The sequence below is a fragment of the Jiangella gansuensis DSM 44835 genome, from assembly GCF_000515395.1.
GTDB classification, from domain to species: Bacteria; Actinomycetota; Actinomycetes; order Jiangellales; family Jiangellaceae; genus Jiangella; species Jiangella gansuensis.
The window spans coordinates 423,024-437,174 of sequence record NZ_KI911782.1; the positions used below are offsets into that span (position 1 = coordinate 423,024).

At 69.8% G+C, this 14,151-nt stretch carries 14 protein-coding genes; 9 read left to right on the forward strand and 5 right to left on the reverse strand.

Going from position 1 to position 14,151, the window contains the following annotated elements:
• Positions 1-2: 2 nt before the first annotated feature.
• The 4 genes from tilS to folE all read left to right on the forward strand — a co-directional run bounded on the left by tilS (position 3) and on the right by folE (position 4,536).
• Positions 3-989, forward strand: coding sequence for a tRNA lysidine(34) synthetase TilS (gene tilS, locus JIAGA_RS0102155; RefSeq protein WP_035811976.1), 987 nt, complete (start codon positions 3-5; stop codon positions 987-989).
• 150 nt (positions 990-1,139) lie between these two features.
• Positions 1,140-1,691 (forward strand): hypoxanthine phosphoribosyltransferase, encoded by a 552-nt coding sequence (gene hpt, locus JIAGA_RS0102160; protein WP_026874397.1) that lies wholly within the window; start codon positions 1,140-1,142, stop codon positions 1,689-1,691.
• Positions 1,692-1,924: 233 nt separating this feature from the next.
• Complete coding sequence (gene ftsH, locus JIAGA_RS0102165; RefSeq protein ID WP_026874398.1) at positions 1,925-3,925, forward strand: ATP-dependent zinc metalloprotease FtsH; 2,001 nt, start codon at positions 1,925-1,927, stop codon at positions 3,923-3,925.
• Positions 3,922-4,536, forward strand: a complete 615-nt coding sequence (gene folE, locus JIAGA_RS0102170; protein WP_035811978.1) for a GTP cyclohydrolase I FolE — start codon at positions 3,922-3,924, stop codon at positions 4,534-4,536. Before ftsH ends, folE begins: the two co-directional genes overlap by 4 nt.
• A 174-nt stretch (positions 4,537-4,710) precedes the next feature.
• On the opposite strand, the gene JIAGA_RS0102175 is transcribed toward folE, so the two are convergent.
• Both JIAGA_RS0102175 and JIAGA_RS27020 read right to left on the reverse strand, forming a co-directional pair.
• On the reverse strand, positions 4,711-5,493 hold the full coding sequence (locus JIAGA_RS0102175) for an LLM class F420-dependent oxidoreductase (RefSeq protein ID WP_026874400.1): 783 nt from the start codon (positions 5,491-5,493) through the stop codon (positions 4,711-4,713).
• Between the two features lie 94 nt (positions 5,494-5,587).
• Complete coding sequence (locus JIAGA_RS27020; protein WP_035811980.1) at positions 5,588-6,286, reverse strand: GAP family protein; 699 nt, start codon at positions 6,284-6,286, stop codon at positions 5,588-5,590.
• Between the two features lie 89 nt (positions 6,287-6,375).
• Here JIAGA_RS27020 and JIAGA_RS27025 point away from each other — a divergent pair, with 89 nt between their 5' ends.
• Positions 6,376-7,008, forward strand: coding sequence for a TetR/AcrR family transcriptional regulator (locus JIAGA_RS27025; protein WP_051425578.1), 633 nt, complete (start codon positions 6,376-6,378; stop codon positions 7,006-7,008).
• Here the strand turns inward: JIAGA_RS27025 and JIAGA_RS35495 are convergent.
• Positions 7,001-7,144, reverse strand: coding sequence for a GPGG-motif small membrane protein (locus JIAGA_RS35495; protein ID WP_342673655.1), 144 nt, complete (start codon positions 7,142-7,144; stop codon positions 7,001-7,003). The two genes, JIAGA_RS27025 and JIAGA_RS35495, sit on opposite strands and share 8 nt — an antisense overlap.
• A gap of 162 nt (positions 7,145-7,306) precedes the next feature.
• Here JIAGA_RS35495 and purB point away from each other — a divergent pair, with 162 nt between their 5' ends.
• From purB to purL, 4 genes are all read left to right on the forward strand, one after another.
• Positions 7,307-8,740, forward strand: coding sequence for an adenylosuccinate lyase (gene purB / locus JIAGA_RS0102195; RefSeq protein ID WP_026874401.1), 1,434 nt, complete (start codon positions 7,307-7,309; stop codon positions 8,738-8,740).
• A gap of 217 nt (positions 8,741-8,957) precedes the next feature.
• Positions 8,958-9,215 carry a phosphoribosylformylglycinamidine synthase subunit PurS gene (purS, locus tag JIAGA_RS0102200; protein WP_026874402.1) on the forward strand — a complete coding sequence of 86 codons (258 nt, stop codon included), beginning with the start codon at positions 8,958-8,960 and terminating at the stop codon, positions 9,213-9,215.
• The gene (purQ, locus tag JIAGA_RS0102205; RefSeq protein WP_026877988.1) at positions 9,212-9,889 is read left to right on the forward strand and encodes a phosphoribosylformylglycinamidine synthase subunit PurQ; all 678 of its coding nucleotides are present in this window, start codon (positions 9,212-9,214) and stop codon (positions 9,887-9,889) included. The genes purS and purQ overlap by 4 nt, the downstream gene beginning before the upstream one ends.
• Before the next feature lie 55 nt (positions 9,890-9,944).
• A complete protein-coding gene (gene purL / locus JIAGA_RS27030; protein WP_157552576.1) occupies positions 9,945-12,206 on the forward strand; it encodes a phosphoribosylformylglycinamidine synthase subunit PurL in 2,262 nt (753 codons plus the stop codon).
• On the opposite strand, the gene JIAGA_RS0102215 is transcribed toward purL, so the two are convergent.
• Together JIAGA_RS0102215 and JIAGA_RS0102220 are read right to left on the reverse strand one after the other, a co-directional pair.
• Positions 12,170-13,501: an MFS transporter gene (locus tag JIAGA_RS0102215; RefSeq protein WP_211239473.1), complete on the reverse strand. Its 1,332-nt coding sequence runs from the start codon at positions 13,499-13,501 to the stop codon at positions 12,170-12,172. The genes purL and JIAGA_RS0102215 overlap by 37 nt on opposite strands.
• On the reverse strand, positions 13,498-14,088 hold the full coding sequence (locus JIAGA_RS0102220) for an ArsR/SmtB family transcription factor (protein WP_026874404.1): 591 nt from the start codon (positions 14,086-14,088) through the stop codon (positions 13,498-13,500). Before JIAGA_RS0102220 ends, JIAGA_RS0102215 begins: the two co-directional genes overlap by 4 nt.
• Positions 14,089-14,151: the final 63 nt, after the last annotated feature.

Consider the following 14,151-nt stretch of genomic DNA (forward strand, 5'->3'; position numbering starts at 1 on the left):
CCATGCCGCACCCGCACCTCGACGTCCGGCGTGCGGTCCGCGCCGAACTGGCCGACGTCCCGGCCGGCGAGACGGTGCTGGTGGCGTGTTCCGGCGGCGCCGACTCCCTGTCCCTGGCCGCCGCTCTCGCGTGGGTGGCCGACCGCGCCGGGCTGCGAGCCGGCGGGGTCTGCGTCGACCACGGTCTGCAGGACGGATCCGCGGACCGGGCCCGGACGACGGCGGCGGCGCTCGCCGCGCTCGGGCTCGACCCCGTCGAGACGGTGCACGTGGACGCGTCGCGCGGGTCCGGCGGGCCGGAGGGCAACGCACGGTCGGCGCGGTACGCCGCCATCGACGCGACGGCACAGCGGCACGCGGCGGTCGCGGTGCTGCTCGGGCACACCCGCGACGACCAGGCCGAAACGGTCCTGCTCGGACTGGCCCGCGGTTCGGGTGCCCGATCGCTGGCCGGCATGCCACGGCGGTCCGGCGCCTACCGCCGGCCGCTGCTGGACCTGCGGCGTACGACGGTGCGGGCCGCGCTGCCGGCCGGCCTCCAGGCGTGGGAGGACCCCCACAACGCCGACCCCGCCTACGCCCGGGCGCGGGTGCGCCACCGGGTCCTCCCGGTCCTGGAGGCCGAGCTCGGGCCGGGCGTCGCCGACGCGCTCGCGCGCACCGCGGATCTCCTCCGCGCCGACGCCGACGCGCTGGACACCCAGGCCGCCGACGCCCTCGCTGCGGTGATCGGCAGAGAGCCGCGACCCCCGGAGGGGTACCAGCTCCCTGTCGATCACCTGGTCAAGCTGCCGCCGGCGGTGCGCTGGCGGGTACTGCGCCGAGCGGCCATCGCGGCGGGCAGCCCTCCTACAGACCTGACCGCCGGGCACGTCGCCGCCGTCGACGCGCTGGTCACGGCGTGGCGCGGCCAGGTCGGGGTGGACCTCCCCGGCGGGCTGCGTGCCGTCCGCCGCGACGGCGCCGTCCACTTCTCGATGCGGCGGTAGACGACCACACAGACCGAGGTGGGCAGGCGGGGTGTGGGGGATGCCGGCAGGGGTAGGCGCGGGCGTCCGAGCGAGGAACGAGCCAGGCGGGCGGGGTCGGCATCCCCCACACCCCGCAACTCCAGCCGGCAGTGTGAAAGGCTGCCGTACGTGGATCCGCAACACGTCGACGCCGACCTCGAGAAGATCTTGCTGAGCGAGGAGGACATCCAGAATCGGCTGGCCGAGATGGCCGAGGCCATCGAGCGCGACTACGAGGGCAAGGATCTGCTGCTCGTCGGGGTGCTCAAGGGGGCGGTCATGGTCATGGCCGACCTCAGCCGGCACCTGTCGCGGCACGTCGAGCAGGACTGGATGGCCATCTCCTCCTACGGTTCCGGCACCCGCTCCAGCGGCGTCGTCCGGATCGTCAAGGACCTCGACACAGACATCACCGACCGGCACGTCCTCGTCGTCGAGGACATCATCGACACCGGGCTGACGCTCTCGTGGCTGGTGTCGAACCTCCGCTCGCGCGGTCCGGCCGCGGTCGACGTCTGCACGCTGCTGCGCAAGCCGGAGGCGGCGAAGACGTCGGTGGACGTACGCTACGTGGGTTTCGACATCCCGAACGCCTTCGTGGTGGGCTACGGCCTGGACTTCGCCGAGAAGTACCGCAACCTGCGGGTCGTCGGCACGCTGGCGCCGCACGTCTACAGTTGATCAGCGCCGTCGTCCATGCATGCTGTGACCGATCCGTCAAGTCCCCCGGGAACACTGCGGCTCACCAGCATCGTTGAGGAAGATGTACGAGGGGTGCCGGAATGGTCCGGCAGGCCTCGTGCAAGGTATCGTCGGACGAACCGACACCTTCGGTGGACATGCCGGGCGTTCGCGGTGTGTGCTGAAGCTGCCAGCCGATCATCAGGAGGTACGAGGCCGCAAGGTCTCGCATCATGAACGCCAAGCGATTCACGCGACCACTGATCTGGTTGCTCATCTTCGTGCTCGCCGCTGTCGTGCTGAGCAGTGTCCTGGACCGCACGGACGGTACCGAGGACGTCAACACCGCGCAGATCGTCAGCGAGATCAACAGCGGCAACGTCGAGTCCGCCAAGATCACCGGCGGTGAGACGCAGGAGATCGAGCTCACCCTGAACGACGGCTCCAAGCTGGTGGCGCAGTACGTCGAGGGTCAGGGCATCGCGCTGCAGGAGGAACTGCAGGGCCAGTACGACCAGGGCAACCTCGATGGTGGCTACGACGTCGAGGTCCCGCAGCCCAGCATCCTCTGGGGCATCCTCGGCACGCTGCTGCCGTTCCTGATCCTCGGTGCCCTGATCTTCTTCTTCATGACCCAGATGCAGGGTGGCGGCGGCCGGGTCATGCAGTTCGGCAAGTCCCGGGCGAAGCTGGCCAGCAAGGACGCCCCGAAGACGACGTTCGCCGACGTCGCCGGTGCGAACGAGGCCATCGAGGAGCTCCACGAGATCAAGGAGTTCCTGCAGGAGCCGGGCAAGTTCCAGGCCGTCGGCGCCAAGATCCCCAAGGGCGTGCTGCTTTACGGCCCGCCCGGCACCGGCAAGACGCTGCTCGCTCGAGCCGTCGCCGGCGAGGCGGGCGTGCCGTTCTACTCCATCTCCGGTTCCGACTTCGTCGAGATGTTCGTCGGTGTCGGCGCCTCCCGGGTCCGCGACCTGTTCAAGGAGGCCAAGGAGAACGCGCCGGCCATCCTCTTCGTCGACGAGATCGACGCCGTCGGCCGGCACCGCGGCGCCGGCATGGGCGGTGGCCACGACGAGCGTGAGCAGACGCTGAACCAGCTGCTGGTCGAGATGGACGGCTTCGACGTCAAGACGAACATCATCCTGATCGCGGCCACCAACCGGCCCGACATCCTCGACCCGGCGCTGCTGCGCCCGGGCCGCTTCGACCGGCAGATCGCCGTCGAGCCGCCCGACCTCGAGGGTCGCGAGAAGATCCTGGGCGTGCACGCCCGCGGCAAGCCGTTGACCGAGGACGCCGACCTGCGCGCCGTTGCCCGCCGGACGCCGGGCTTCACCGGTGCCGACCTCGCCAACGTGCTGAACGAGTCGGCGCTGCTGACCGCCCGCAGGAACGAGAAGATGATTACCCCGCAGGCGCTGGATGAGGCGATCGACCGCGTCGTGGCCGGCCCGCAGAAGAGCTCCCGCCTGATGAAGGACGCGGAGAAGCGGATCACCGCCTACCACGAGGGCGGGCACGCCTTGGTGGCGGCGGCGCTGCACCACACCGACCCCGTGCACAAGGTGACCATCCTGCCGCGCGGCGGTGCCCTGGGTTACACCATGGTGCTGCCGGACGAGGACAAGTACTCCACCACCCGCAACGAGATGCTCGACCAGCTCGCCTACATGATGGGCGGCCGGGCCGCGGAGGAGCTGGTCTTCCACGACCCCACCACCGGCGCGGCCAACGACATCGACAAGGCCACCACGTTGGCCCGCCGCATGGTCACGCAGTACGGCATGACCGAGCGGCTCGGCGCCATCAAGTTCGGCTCGGACCGGTCCGAGCCGTTCCTCGGCCGCGACATGGGTCACGAGCGCGACTACTCCGAGGCCATTGCCAGCCAGGTCGACGAGGAGGTGCGCAAGCTCATCGAGACCGCGCACCAGGAGGCGTTCGACATCCTGGTCGAGAACCGCGACATCCTCGACAACCTCGTGGTGGCGCTGCTGGAACGGGAGACGCTGAACAAGGAGGACGTCGCGGAGGTCTTCGCGGCCATCCGCAAGCGGGGCCGCCGCCCGGCATGGACCGGGTCGGCCACCCGCAAGCCCTCCGATCAGGGCCCGGTTGCGTTCCCGGTCAAGGTCTCCAGCAACGGTAACCACGCCGACCACGAGGAAGGCATCACCATCGCGCCTGAGCCGAACCCGGTCACGAACCCCGAAGGCCCGGGCGGGAGCTGAACCCGGTGAGTCTCGACGTGGAGTCCGGACCTCCGGAGGCGCTGCCTCAGTTCGACCACGCGCGAGCTGAGGCGGCGGTGCGTGAGCTGCTGATCGCGATCGGTGAGGATCCGTCCCGCGACGGCCTCGCCGACACCCCGGCCCGGGTGGCGCGCGCCTACGCGGAGATGTTCCGCGGGCTGCGGCAGAACCCCGCCGACGTGCTCACCACCACGTTCGAGCTGGGCCACGACGAGATGGTGCTGGTGAAGGACATCGAGCTGGCGTCCATGTGCGAGCATCACCTGGTGCCGTTCTCCGGGTACGCCCACGTCGGGTACATCCCCGGTCCCAGCGGCCGTATCGCCGGGCTGTCCAAGCTGGCCCGGCTGGTCGACGTGTACGCCAAGCGGCCGCAGGTCCAGGAGCGGCTGACCACGCAGGTCGCCGACTCTCTGGTCACCCTCCTCGAACCGGCGGGTGTGATCGTCGTGGTCGAGGCCGAGCACCTGTGCATGACCATGCGCGGCGTCCGCAAACCCGGCTCCAAGACGGTCACCAGCGCGGTGCGCGGTCAGTTGCGCGACGCCACTACCCGCGCCGAGGCGATGACCCTCATCACCAGCCGCTGACGGCTGGGAGCCGGCCCGCCCGACCTTCACGGGCGGGACCGCCGGCGGGATGGGGATGCCGGCCCGGCCGGAGCGTTGCGGGCGTGATCATCAACCGCTGGGTGCGTGATGACACACCCAACCGTTGATGATCATGGTCCACCGGGGACGGCCGCGGCAATGAGTCAGGCTGAGTCAGGCTGAACCGTTGCGAGCGTCGCGCCAGGCGACCCAGTCCGACACGGCGCTCAGGTCGAATGCCGGCCCGGACGCTTCGAGGACGAACAGCGTGAAGCCGGCCTCCACGAGCTCCTCGGCCCTCCGGCCCGGCTTGCCGCTGGCCTCCGTCGAACGCTCGATCTCGCCCGGATCCCGGCCGACCGTCTCGCACCAGGAGTCGAGGACGCCGGCCTTGTGGGTCAACGTCGTCACGTCGCCGAAGGCGTGCCAGATGGTCGCGTGCTCGGCGGTGTACCGCAGTGTCTTCTTCTCGCCGCCGCCCCCGATGAGGATCGGGATGTCCCGGGTCGGTCGCGGGTTCAGCTTGTCCCAGCGGTTCCGGATGCGCGGCAGTGCCTCACCGAGCTCGTCCAGGCGGCTGCCCGCGGTGCCGAACTCGTAGCCGTACTCGTCGTAGTCGCGCTGGAACCAGCCCCCGCCGATGCCGAGGATCAGGCGTCCGTCGCTGATGTGGTCGACGGTGCGGGCCATGTCGGCCAGCAGATCGGGGTTGCGATAGCTGTTGGCCGTGACCAGCGCCCCGATCTCGACCCGGGACGTCGACTCCGCCCAGGCGCCGAGCATGGTCCAACACTCGAAGTGCAGGCCGTCAGGGTCGCCGGCCAGCGGATAGAAGTGGTCCCAGTTGAAGACGATGTCGACGCCGAGGTCTTCGGCCTGCGCCGCCGCACGGCGGATCGCGGCGTAGTCGGCATGCTGGGGCTGGATCTGGACACCGATACGGATCGGTCGGGTCATGAACGCCTCGTTCGCCTGAGTCGGAGAGCCTTGTCGCCAGGGACAACCCCATTCGGGGCCGGCCGCATTCCGTCGCCGACGGGTCAGGTCCGGCTCAGCCGAAGAGGCCGAAGTCGGAATGCAGGACGACGATGGCGTCGCGCAGCAGCAGGAAGCCGGCAATGCCCATGACCCAGGACAGTGTCTCCCTCGAGTTGGCGCTCAACCAGGTGCGCAGCCGCTCGAACCGGCCGCGGACCCGTTCGCCGGCGATGCGCCAGGCCACGTACATGAGGACCGGCGGCAGCACCATGATCAGGTTGTAGCCGGCCAGCAGCGGCGCCCACTGTCCGGCGGGCAGGTCCGCCGAGGTCATGATGCCGATCGCGGCCAGGTACGGCAGCGCGGTGGCGGCCTCCAGCAGGCCGGTGGTGACGCCCAGGCCGATCATCGCCGGTGCGTTGTGTGCCCGGCTCATCCGCCGCTCCTGGCGGCCGGCCGGGTCGGCGTCCTTCTTCCTCGGGACGAACCAGCTGGCCGCGAAGAGCGCGGCTCCGATGGCTGCCTGCACCAGATAGCCGGCCCGGTTGTCCAGCACGTCGCCGAGCGAGTCGACGACCGCACCCAGGCCGAGCATCAGGGCGCTGCCGAGGCAGAAGTAGAACGCCGCCACGGTCGCCAGGTAGGTGAACAGAAGCCGCGCGGCCCGCTCGCGCGCCGTGAGCAGCACATAGACCGAGATGCCGATGGTTGCCGGGCTGAGCGTGTCGAGCAGCGCCAGGCCGTAGACCGGCAGAAGAACGTCTAGGCCCACAGTCAGCTCCTCCGATCAAGGGTCTTCGTCAAACCCGTATTCACACGCCTGTGAGAAATAAACTAGCACAGTCGTGATAGAAAAGGGCCATGCCGAAGGTCGTCGACCATGAGCAGCGGAAACGCGAGATCGTGGCGGCCGTGTTGCGGGCGGTCGCGCGGGACGGTGCCGCGGGTGCGTCGGTCCGCACGGTGGCTGCTGAGACCGGCTGGTCGACAGGCTCGGTGCGCTACTACTTCTCCACCCAGCGCGAACTGCGTGAGTTCACAGTCGACGTCGTGATCGAACGGGTGGGCCGCCGCATCCAGACCTACATCAAGGAGCACGAGCCCGAGCTGCCGCCACCGGAGTTGGCTGCCGGCATCCTCGAGCACCTCATTCCCCTGGACCAGGAGCGGCGCGAGGAGTACCAGCTGTGGCTGGCGATCGCCGAGTGGTCGCGGCAGGGGGAGATGGCCGGATCCGCGCAGTTGTGGGCGCAGCAGCGAGACATGTATCTGCAGATCGTCTACCGGCTGGCCGGCTATACGAACGAGCCGGTGCCTGCCGATGTCGACTCGCGAGTCATGGCCTGGGCGGAATACCTGCACGTCTTCGTTGACGGGCTGGCCGCCCAGGCCATGTTCGTACCCGACGACATGCCGCCGGATCGGATACGCGAGGTGTTGCGGTCGTTTCTGACGGTGGTGCCGCCGCTGGCGGCGCCGGCCGGGGTCAGGTGAAGACGCTCACTCCGCCGGGGCCGACCAGCAGCCCTACCACGATCAGCACGATGCCCCAGAGCATCTGACCACGTATCAACGTGACGATCCCGCTGATGACGAGGATCACGGCCAGAATCCACAGCACAAATTCCATCGTGACAACCCTTTCGTTCCCGGCATACGGCCGGATTCGATGATCAGGTCGTGCCCGGGGCCGGGATTCCTAAACGTGGTGGTACGCCCAGATCCAGCGTCTGTCGCCGGGCAGCGGGGCGCGGTGACCGGCCGCTACGCCGGATGCGGGAGAATGGGCGTCGTGCCTGACAAGCCCTCGATTCCCGACGTCCTCGCCGCCCGCTATGCCTCGCCGGAACTGGCCCGGCTGTGGTCCCCCGCGCACAAGATCGTGCTGGAGCGTCAGCTGTGGCTGGCGGTCCTGCAGGCGCAGCGCGACCTCGGCGTCGAGGTTCCCGACGGCGTGGTGGAGGCGTACCGGGCGGTGATCGACCAGGTCGACCTCGACTCCATCGCCGCGCGCGAGCGCGTCACCCGGCACGACGTCAAAGCGCGCATCGAGGAGTTCAACGCGCTGGCTGGTCACGAGCACATCCACAAGGGCATGACCAGCCGCGACCTCACCGAGAACGTCGAGCAGCTCCAGGTGCGCCGGTCCCTCGAGCACATCCGGGCCCGCGCCGTGGCCGTGCTGGTGCGGCTGGCCGCGCGGGCCGGTGAGCACGCCGAGACGGTCATGGCCGGGCGCAGCCACAACGTGCCGGCCCAGGCCACCACGCTGGGCAAGCGGTTCGCGTCGGCAGCCGACGAACTCCTGGTCGCCTACGACCGGCTGGACGACCTCGTCGCTCGTTACCCGTTACGCGGCATCAAGGGCCCGGTCGGCACCGCCCAGGACATGCTCGACCTGCTCGGTGGCGATGCCGAGCGGCTGACGGCTTTGGAGCAGCGGGTCGCGGCACACCTGGGCTTCGACCGCGTGCTCACCAGCGTCGGACAGGTCTACCCGCGCTCCCTGGACCACGACGTCGTCTCCGCTCTGGTCCAGGTGGCCGCCGGTCCGTCGTCGCTGGCCACCACCATCCGGCTGATGGCCGGGCAGGAGCTGGTGACGGAGGGCTTCAAGGCCGGCCAGGTCGGTTCCAGCGCGATGCCGCACAAGATGAACACCCGCTCCTGCGAGCGAGTCAACGGCCTGGCCGTGGTGCTGCGCGGTTACGCGTCCATGGCCGCGGAGCTGGCCGGGGCGCAGTGGAACGAGGGTGACGTGTTCTGCTCGGTGGTGCGCCGGGTCGCGCTTCCGGACGCGTTCTTCGCCCTCGACGGCCTGTTCGAGACGTTCCTCACCGTGCTCGACGAGTTCGGCGCCTACCCCGCCGTCATCTCCCGTGAGCTGGACCGATATCTCCCGTTCCTGGCGACGACGTCGGTGCTCATGGCCGCGGTGAAAGCCGGCGTCGGCCGGGAGACCGCTCACGAGGTCATCAAGAAACACGCCGTCGCCGTCGCGCTGGACATGCGCGAACGCGGCGTCGAGCGCAACGACCTGCTCGACCGCCTGGCCGCCGACCCCCAGCTCGGGTTGGACCGGACCCACCTCGACGCGCTGGTGCGATCGCCCATCGAGTTCACCGGTGCGGCATCGGCCCAGGTCGCCGAGATCGTTCGCCGGGTCGACGCCATCGCCGCGGCCCACCCCGAAGCCGCCGCCTACACCCCGTCGCCGATCCTCTGACGGCGCGGTCCGGCCGAGCACCGGTCCGGGCCTCTCCGCAAATGATCACGTGGACCATGCGTACTCCCGCTTCACCAGGCATGCACGCATCGTGGAGCGGGAGAACGCATGGTGACGAAGGTCCGGTGATCGACTGGTCCCGCTCGTGACGGCTGGGTGCCGCGGAGTGGGTATCCTGGGGGCGCCCCAGTTCTTTCCGCTGTTGAGGAGCGTTTCCGTGGCGCGGGTCGTTGTCGACGTCATGCTCAAACCCGAGATTCTCGACCCGCAGGGCAAGGCCGTGCAGGGCGCGCTGGGCCGGCTGGGCTTCGAGGGTGTCGCCTCGGTCCGCCAGGGCAAGCGCTTCGAGATCGAGCTGGCCGGTCCGGCCACGCCGGAGGCGGTCGCCGAGATCGAGCGGGTCGCGTCCACGCTGCTGGCGAACCCTGTCATCGAGGACTTCACCATTCACGTCGAGTCCGAGGTCGAGGTCTGAGCGTGCGCATCGGTGTCGTCACTTTCCCCGGCTCCCTCGACGACCGCGACGCCGCTCGGGCGGTCCGGGTCGCCGGTGGCGAGCCGGTCACGCTCTGGCACGGCGATGCCGACCTGCACGGCGTCGACGGAGTGGTGCTGCCCGGTGGGTTCTCGTACGGCGATTACCTGCGCTGCGGTGCCATCGCGCGGTTCGCGCCGGTCATGGAGCCACTGGTCGACGCCGCCCGCGGCGGGCTGCCGGTGCTGGGTATCTGCAACGGCTTCCAGGTCCTGTGCGAGTCGCACCTGCTGCCTGGGGCGCTGATCCGCAACGACCATCGCAAGTTCGTCTGCCGCGACCAACGACTGCGGGTCGAGAACGCGGCCACCGCGTGGACCTCCGGCTACGACCAGGGTCAGGAGATCGTCATCCCGCTGAAGAACGGTGAGGGCGGTTTCGTCGCCGACCAGCGCACTCTCGACGAGCTCGAGGGCGAGGGCCGGGTCGTGGCCCGCTATCTCGGCGACAACCCGAACGGTTCCTACCGCGACATCGCCGGCATCGCCAACGTCCGCGGCAACGTCGTCGGGCTGATGCCCCATCCGGAGCACGCGGTCGAGGAACTCACCGGGCCGAGCACCGACGGCCTCGGCTTCTTCACGTCCGTCCTGGAAGGGCTGGTCCGAGCGTGACCACGCATGACGGAACGGCGAGGCGACGAGTGAGGAACGAACGAGGAGCCCGAGCGTGACCACGCAGATCGACACCGTCGACACCGCCGCCAAGTCTCCCGACCAGCCCCAGCCGTGGGGTGAACTCGGTCTCAAGGAGGACGAGTACCGGCGCATCCGCGACATCCTCGGCCGCCGGCCCACCAATGCCGAGCTCGCCATGTACAGCGTCATGTGGTCCGAGCACTGCTCGTACAAGAGCTCCAAGGTGCATCTGCGCCAGTTCGGCGAGAAGGCGCCGGCCACCGACGCGCTGCTGGTGGGCATGGGCGAGAACGCCGGCGTGGTCGACATCGGCAACGGCTATGCGGTCACCTTCAAGGTCGAGTCGCACAACCATCCGTCGTACGTCGAGCCGTACCAGGGGGCGGCGACGGGTGTGGGCGGCATCGTCCGCGACATCCTCGCCATGGGCGCCCGCCCGGTCGCCGTCATGGACTCCCTGCGCTTCGGCCCGCTGGACGCCGCCGACACCCACCGGGTGTTGCCCGGTGTGGTGGCCGGTGTCGGCGGCTACGGCAACTGCCTGGGCCTGCCCAACATCGGCGGCGAGGTGGTGTTCGACCCGTCGTACGCGGCCAATCCGCTGGTGAACGCGCTGTGCGTGGGTGTCATGAAGCATGAGGACATCCACCTGGCCAATGCCTCGGGCGTCGGCAACAAGATCGTCCTGTTCGGTGCGCGTACCGGCGGCGATGGCATCGGCGGCGCGTCGATCCTGGCGTCGGAGTCGTTCGACGACAGTAAGCCCAGCAAGCGGCCGGCCGTCCAGGTGGGCGACCCGTTCATGGAGAAGGTCCTCATCGAGTGCTGCCTGGAGCTGTTCGCGGCGCGGGTGGTCGAGGGCATCCAGGACCTCGGCGCGGCCGGTATCTCCTGCGCCACGTCCGAGTTGGCCAGCAACGGCGACGGCGGCATGCACGTCCAGTTGGAGAAGGTGCTGCTGCGCGACCCCAGCCTCACTCCCGGCGAGATCCTCATGTCGGAGTCGCAGGAGCGCATGATGGGCGTCGTCACGCCCGAGAACCTCGACGCGTTCCTCGCCATCACCGCGAAGTGGGACGTCGAGACCGCCGTCATCGGTGAGGTCACCGGCACCGGCCGGCTGGTCATCGACTGGCACGGCGAGACCATCGTCGACGTCGACCCGCGCACCGTCGCCCACGACGGCCCGGTCTACGAGCGCCCGTTCGCGCGGCCGGACTGGCAGGACGAGCTGCAGGCGGCAACGCCGGCGCAGCTGGCGCGGCCTGGCTCCGGCGATGGACTGCGCGCCACGCTGCTGCGGCTGCTCGCCTCGCCCAACGTCGCGTCGAAGTCCTGGGTCACCGACCAGTACGACCGGTACGTGCTGGGCAACACCGTCCTGGCCCAGCCGGAGGACGCCGGCGTGCTGCGCATCGACGAGGAGTCCGGCCTCGGCGTCGCCATCGCCACCGACGGCAACGGCCGCTACGCCAAGCTCGACCCGTACACGGGCGCGCAGCTGGCGCTGGCCGAGGCGTACCGCAATGTCGCCACCACCGGCGCCCGACCGCTCGCCGTCACCGACTGCCTCAACTTCGGCTCGCCGGAGGACCCCGCCGTCATGTGGCAGTTCGCCGAGGCCGTCCGCGGCCTGGCCGACGCCTGCCAGACCTTGGGCACGCCTGTCACCGGTGGCAACGTCTCGCTGTACAACCAGACCGGCACGACGGCGATCCTGCCGACCCCGGTCGTGGGCGTGCTCGGCGTGCTCGACGACGTCGCCCGGCGCACCCCTCAGGGCTTCCGCACCCCCGGGCACGTCATCTACCTGCTCGGCGAAACCCGCGACGAGTTCGGCGGCTCCGAATGGGCCTGGGCCGAGCATGGGCACCTGGGTGGGCTGCCGCCGTCCGTCGACCTCGACGCGGAGCGGGAACTGGCCGAGATCCTCATCAACGCGTCCCGCGACGGGCTCGTCGACGCCGCGCACGACCTCGCCGACGGCGGTCTCGCGGTCGCGCTGACGGAGTCCGTGCTGCGCTACGGTGTCGGTGCCCGGGTGTGGGTGCCCGACGGCATCGATCCGTTCGTGTTCCTGTTCTCCGAGTCGCAGGCCAGGGCCATCGTGGCGGTGCCTCGCTCGGAGGAGGTCCGCTTCACCGACATGTGCTCGGCGCGGCACTTCGCCCACCAGCGCATCGGCGTGGTCGACGACGGCGGCGTGCTCGACGTCCAGGGTTTGTTCACGGTGCCGGTCGACGACCTGCGCGCGGCTCACGAGTCCACGCTGGCCTCCGCCGTCGAAGCCTGACGCCGCGCCGCGTCGATCTGGGCCGAGCCGAGCCGCGGCAGCGCGTAGACGAACAACGCCACGTGCAGCGCCGCGGCTATCAGGTACGGCACCCGCAGCGACCACTCGCGGCTCAGCATCGTCTCGCCGGCGGCCACCAGCGCGCCGCCGAGCAGGGTGCCGAGCGAGATCGCGCCCCAGGCGAAGAACCGGTACACCGAGTTCACCCGGCCGAGCAGATGGTCGGGGATGATCGTCTGCCGCAGCGAGACGGTGATGACGTTCCACAGCACCACGAGGAACCCCTGGGTCAGGAACACCACCCACACGACGACGGGCGACGACGCCAGCCCGATGGCCAGGAGCCCCAGGGTGAGCCCGGCAAGGGAGACGAACAGCGACGGGCCGTGGCCGATCCGGGTGGCCACCCGGTCGGCCAACACGGAGCCGAGCACCGCCCCGATGGCGACGCCGCTCATCAGCAGCCCGAACGCGGTGGCGTCGAGGCCGAGGACCTCCTGCGCGAACAGGACGTAGACGGCGGTGGCGGCGGTGGTCAGCAGGTTGGTGGCGCCCAGCAGGATGGCCAGCGAACGCAGCAGTTGGTGCCGCCACAGCCAGCGCACACCCTCACCGATCTCCGCCCGCCAGGCGATCCGGCCGCTGGTGGTCTTGCCTTTCGGCGCGAACTGGCCGGTCAGCGCGAACACCAGTGCGGCCGCGATGGCGAACGTGCCGGCGTTGACGAAGAAGGGCAGCGCGAACGCCAGGCCGAGCAGCAACCCGGCGAGCGGCGGGCCGACGAAGTTGTTCGCGACGATCTCGGCGCCCCACATACGCCCGTTGGCCGTCTCCAGCCGGTTCTTCGGGACGATGGACGGCAGTAGGGTCTGCGCGGTGTTGTCGCGCAGCACCTCCGCGGTGCCGAGCAGGAACGCCATCGCGTACAGCAAGGCCAGGAGGACGGCGCCGTCGGACGGCAACTCCGCGGTGCCGGCGGCCACCTCGTCGGGTGTGGCCAGGTCCGCCTGCCAGAACAGCACCACCCACGAGAACGCGAACATCACCGCGAACCGCAGCACGTCCATGGCCGCGACGAGTTTGCGCCGGTCGAGCCGGTCGCTGATGACGCCGGCGGGCAGCGCGAACAGCAGCCAGGGGATCTTGGTGGCGAAGGTGACCAGGGCGATCTGCATCGGGTCGCGGGTGACGGCGGTGGCCAGCCAGGGGATGGCGACCGCCGACAGTCCGTCGCCGAGGTTGGCGACGACCGAGGCGCTCCACCACTTCCAGTAGTTGCGCCCCAGCCGGCTCACTCGTCGTCCCCGGATTCGGGCAGGTGACCCCGTGTCGTCGGGAACAGCCCGACCAGCAGGCCGAACGTGACCTCGCCGCCCCGGGGTTCGCGGGCGAACTCGTCGAGCAGCTCGTAGACGCGCTCACGCCACTCCGCGGCCCGCTCGACCGGGATGCGGGCGTACCTGGCACTGGTTCCGGACGGGAGCTCCCGCAGGTGCTCCGGGAGGTTCGTGGCCTCGGTGACGAAGTGCTCGAGCAGCCCACCCGGGTCCAGGCCGATGCCCTCGAACTGGGTGCGGTCCCAGTCGTGGTAGAGGAACACCCGTGCGGTGCGCCCGTAGTACTTGGCCTCGATGGCGCGCACCTGCTTGGTCCGGACGATGCGCACCAGCCCGGCGTATTCCAGCACCTTCAGGTGGTGCCCGACCGTTCCCTTCGGTTTGCCCAACGCGGCGGCCAGCTCTGAGGTGGTAGCGGCGCGCTCGAGCAGCAGGTGAACGATCTTGAGCCGGGTGTCGTCGAAGAGCGCCCGGTACTGCGCGGGGTCGGTGAGCTCGAGTTCGTCGGCGAGCTCATAGTCGGGAACGGCAGACTGGTCGGCCATTGCCGTATGGTCGACAACTCCCGACCATACTGTCAAGACGTTTCGCAAATGATCACGTGGCGT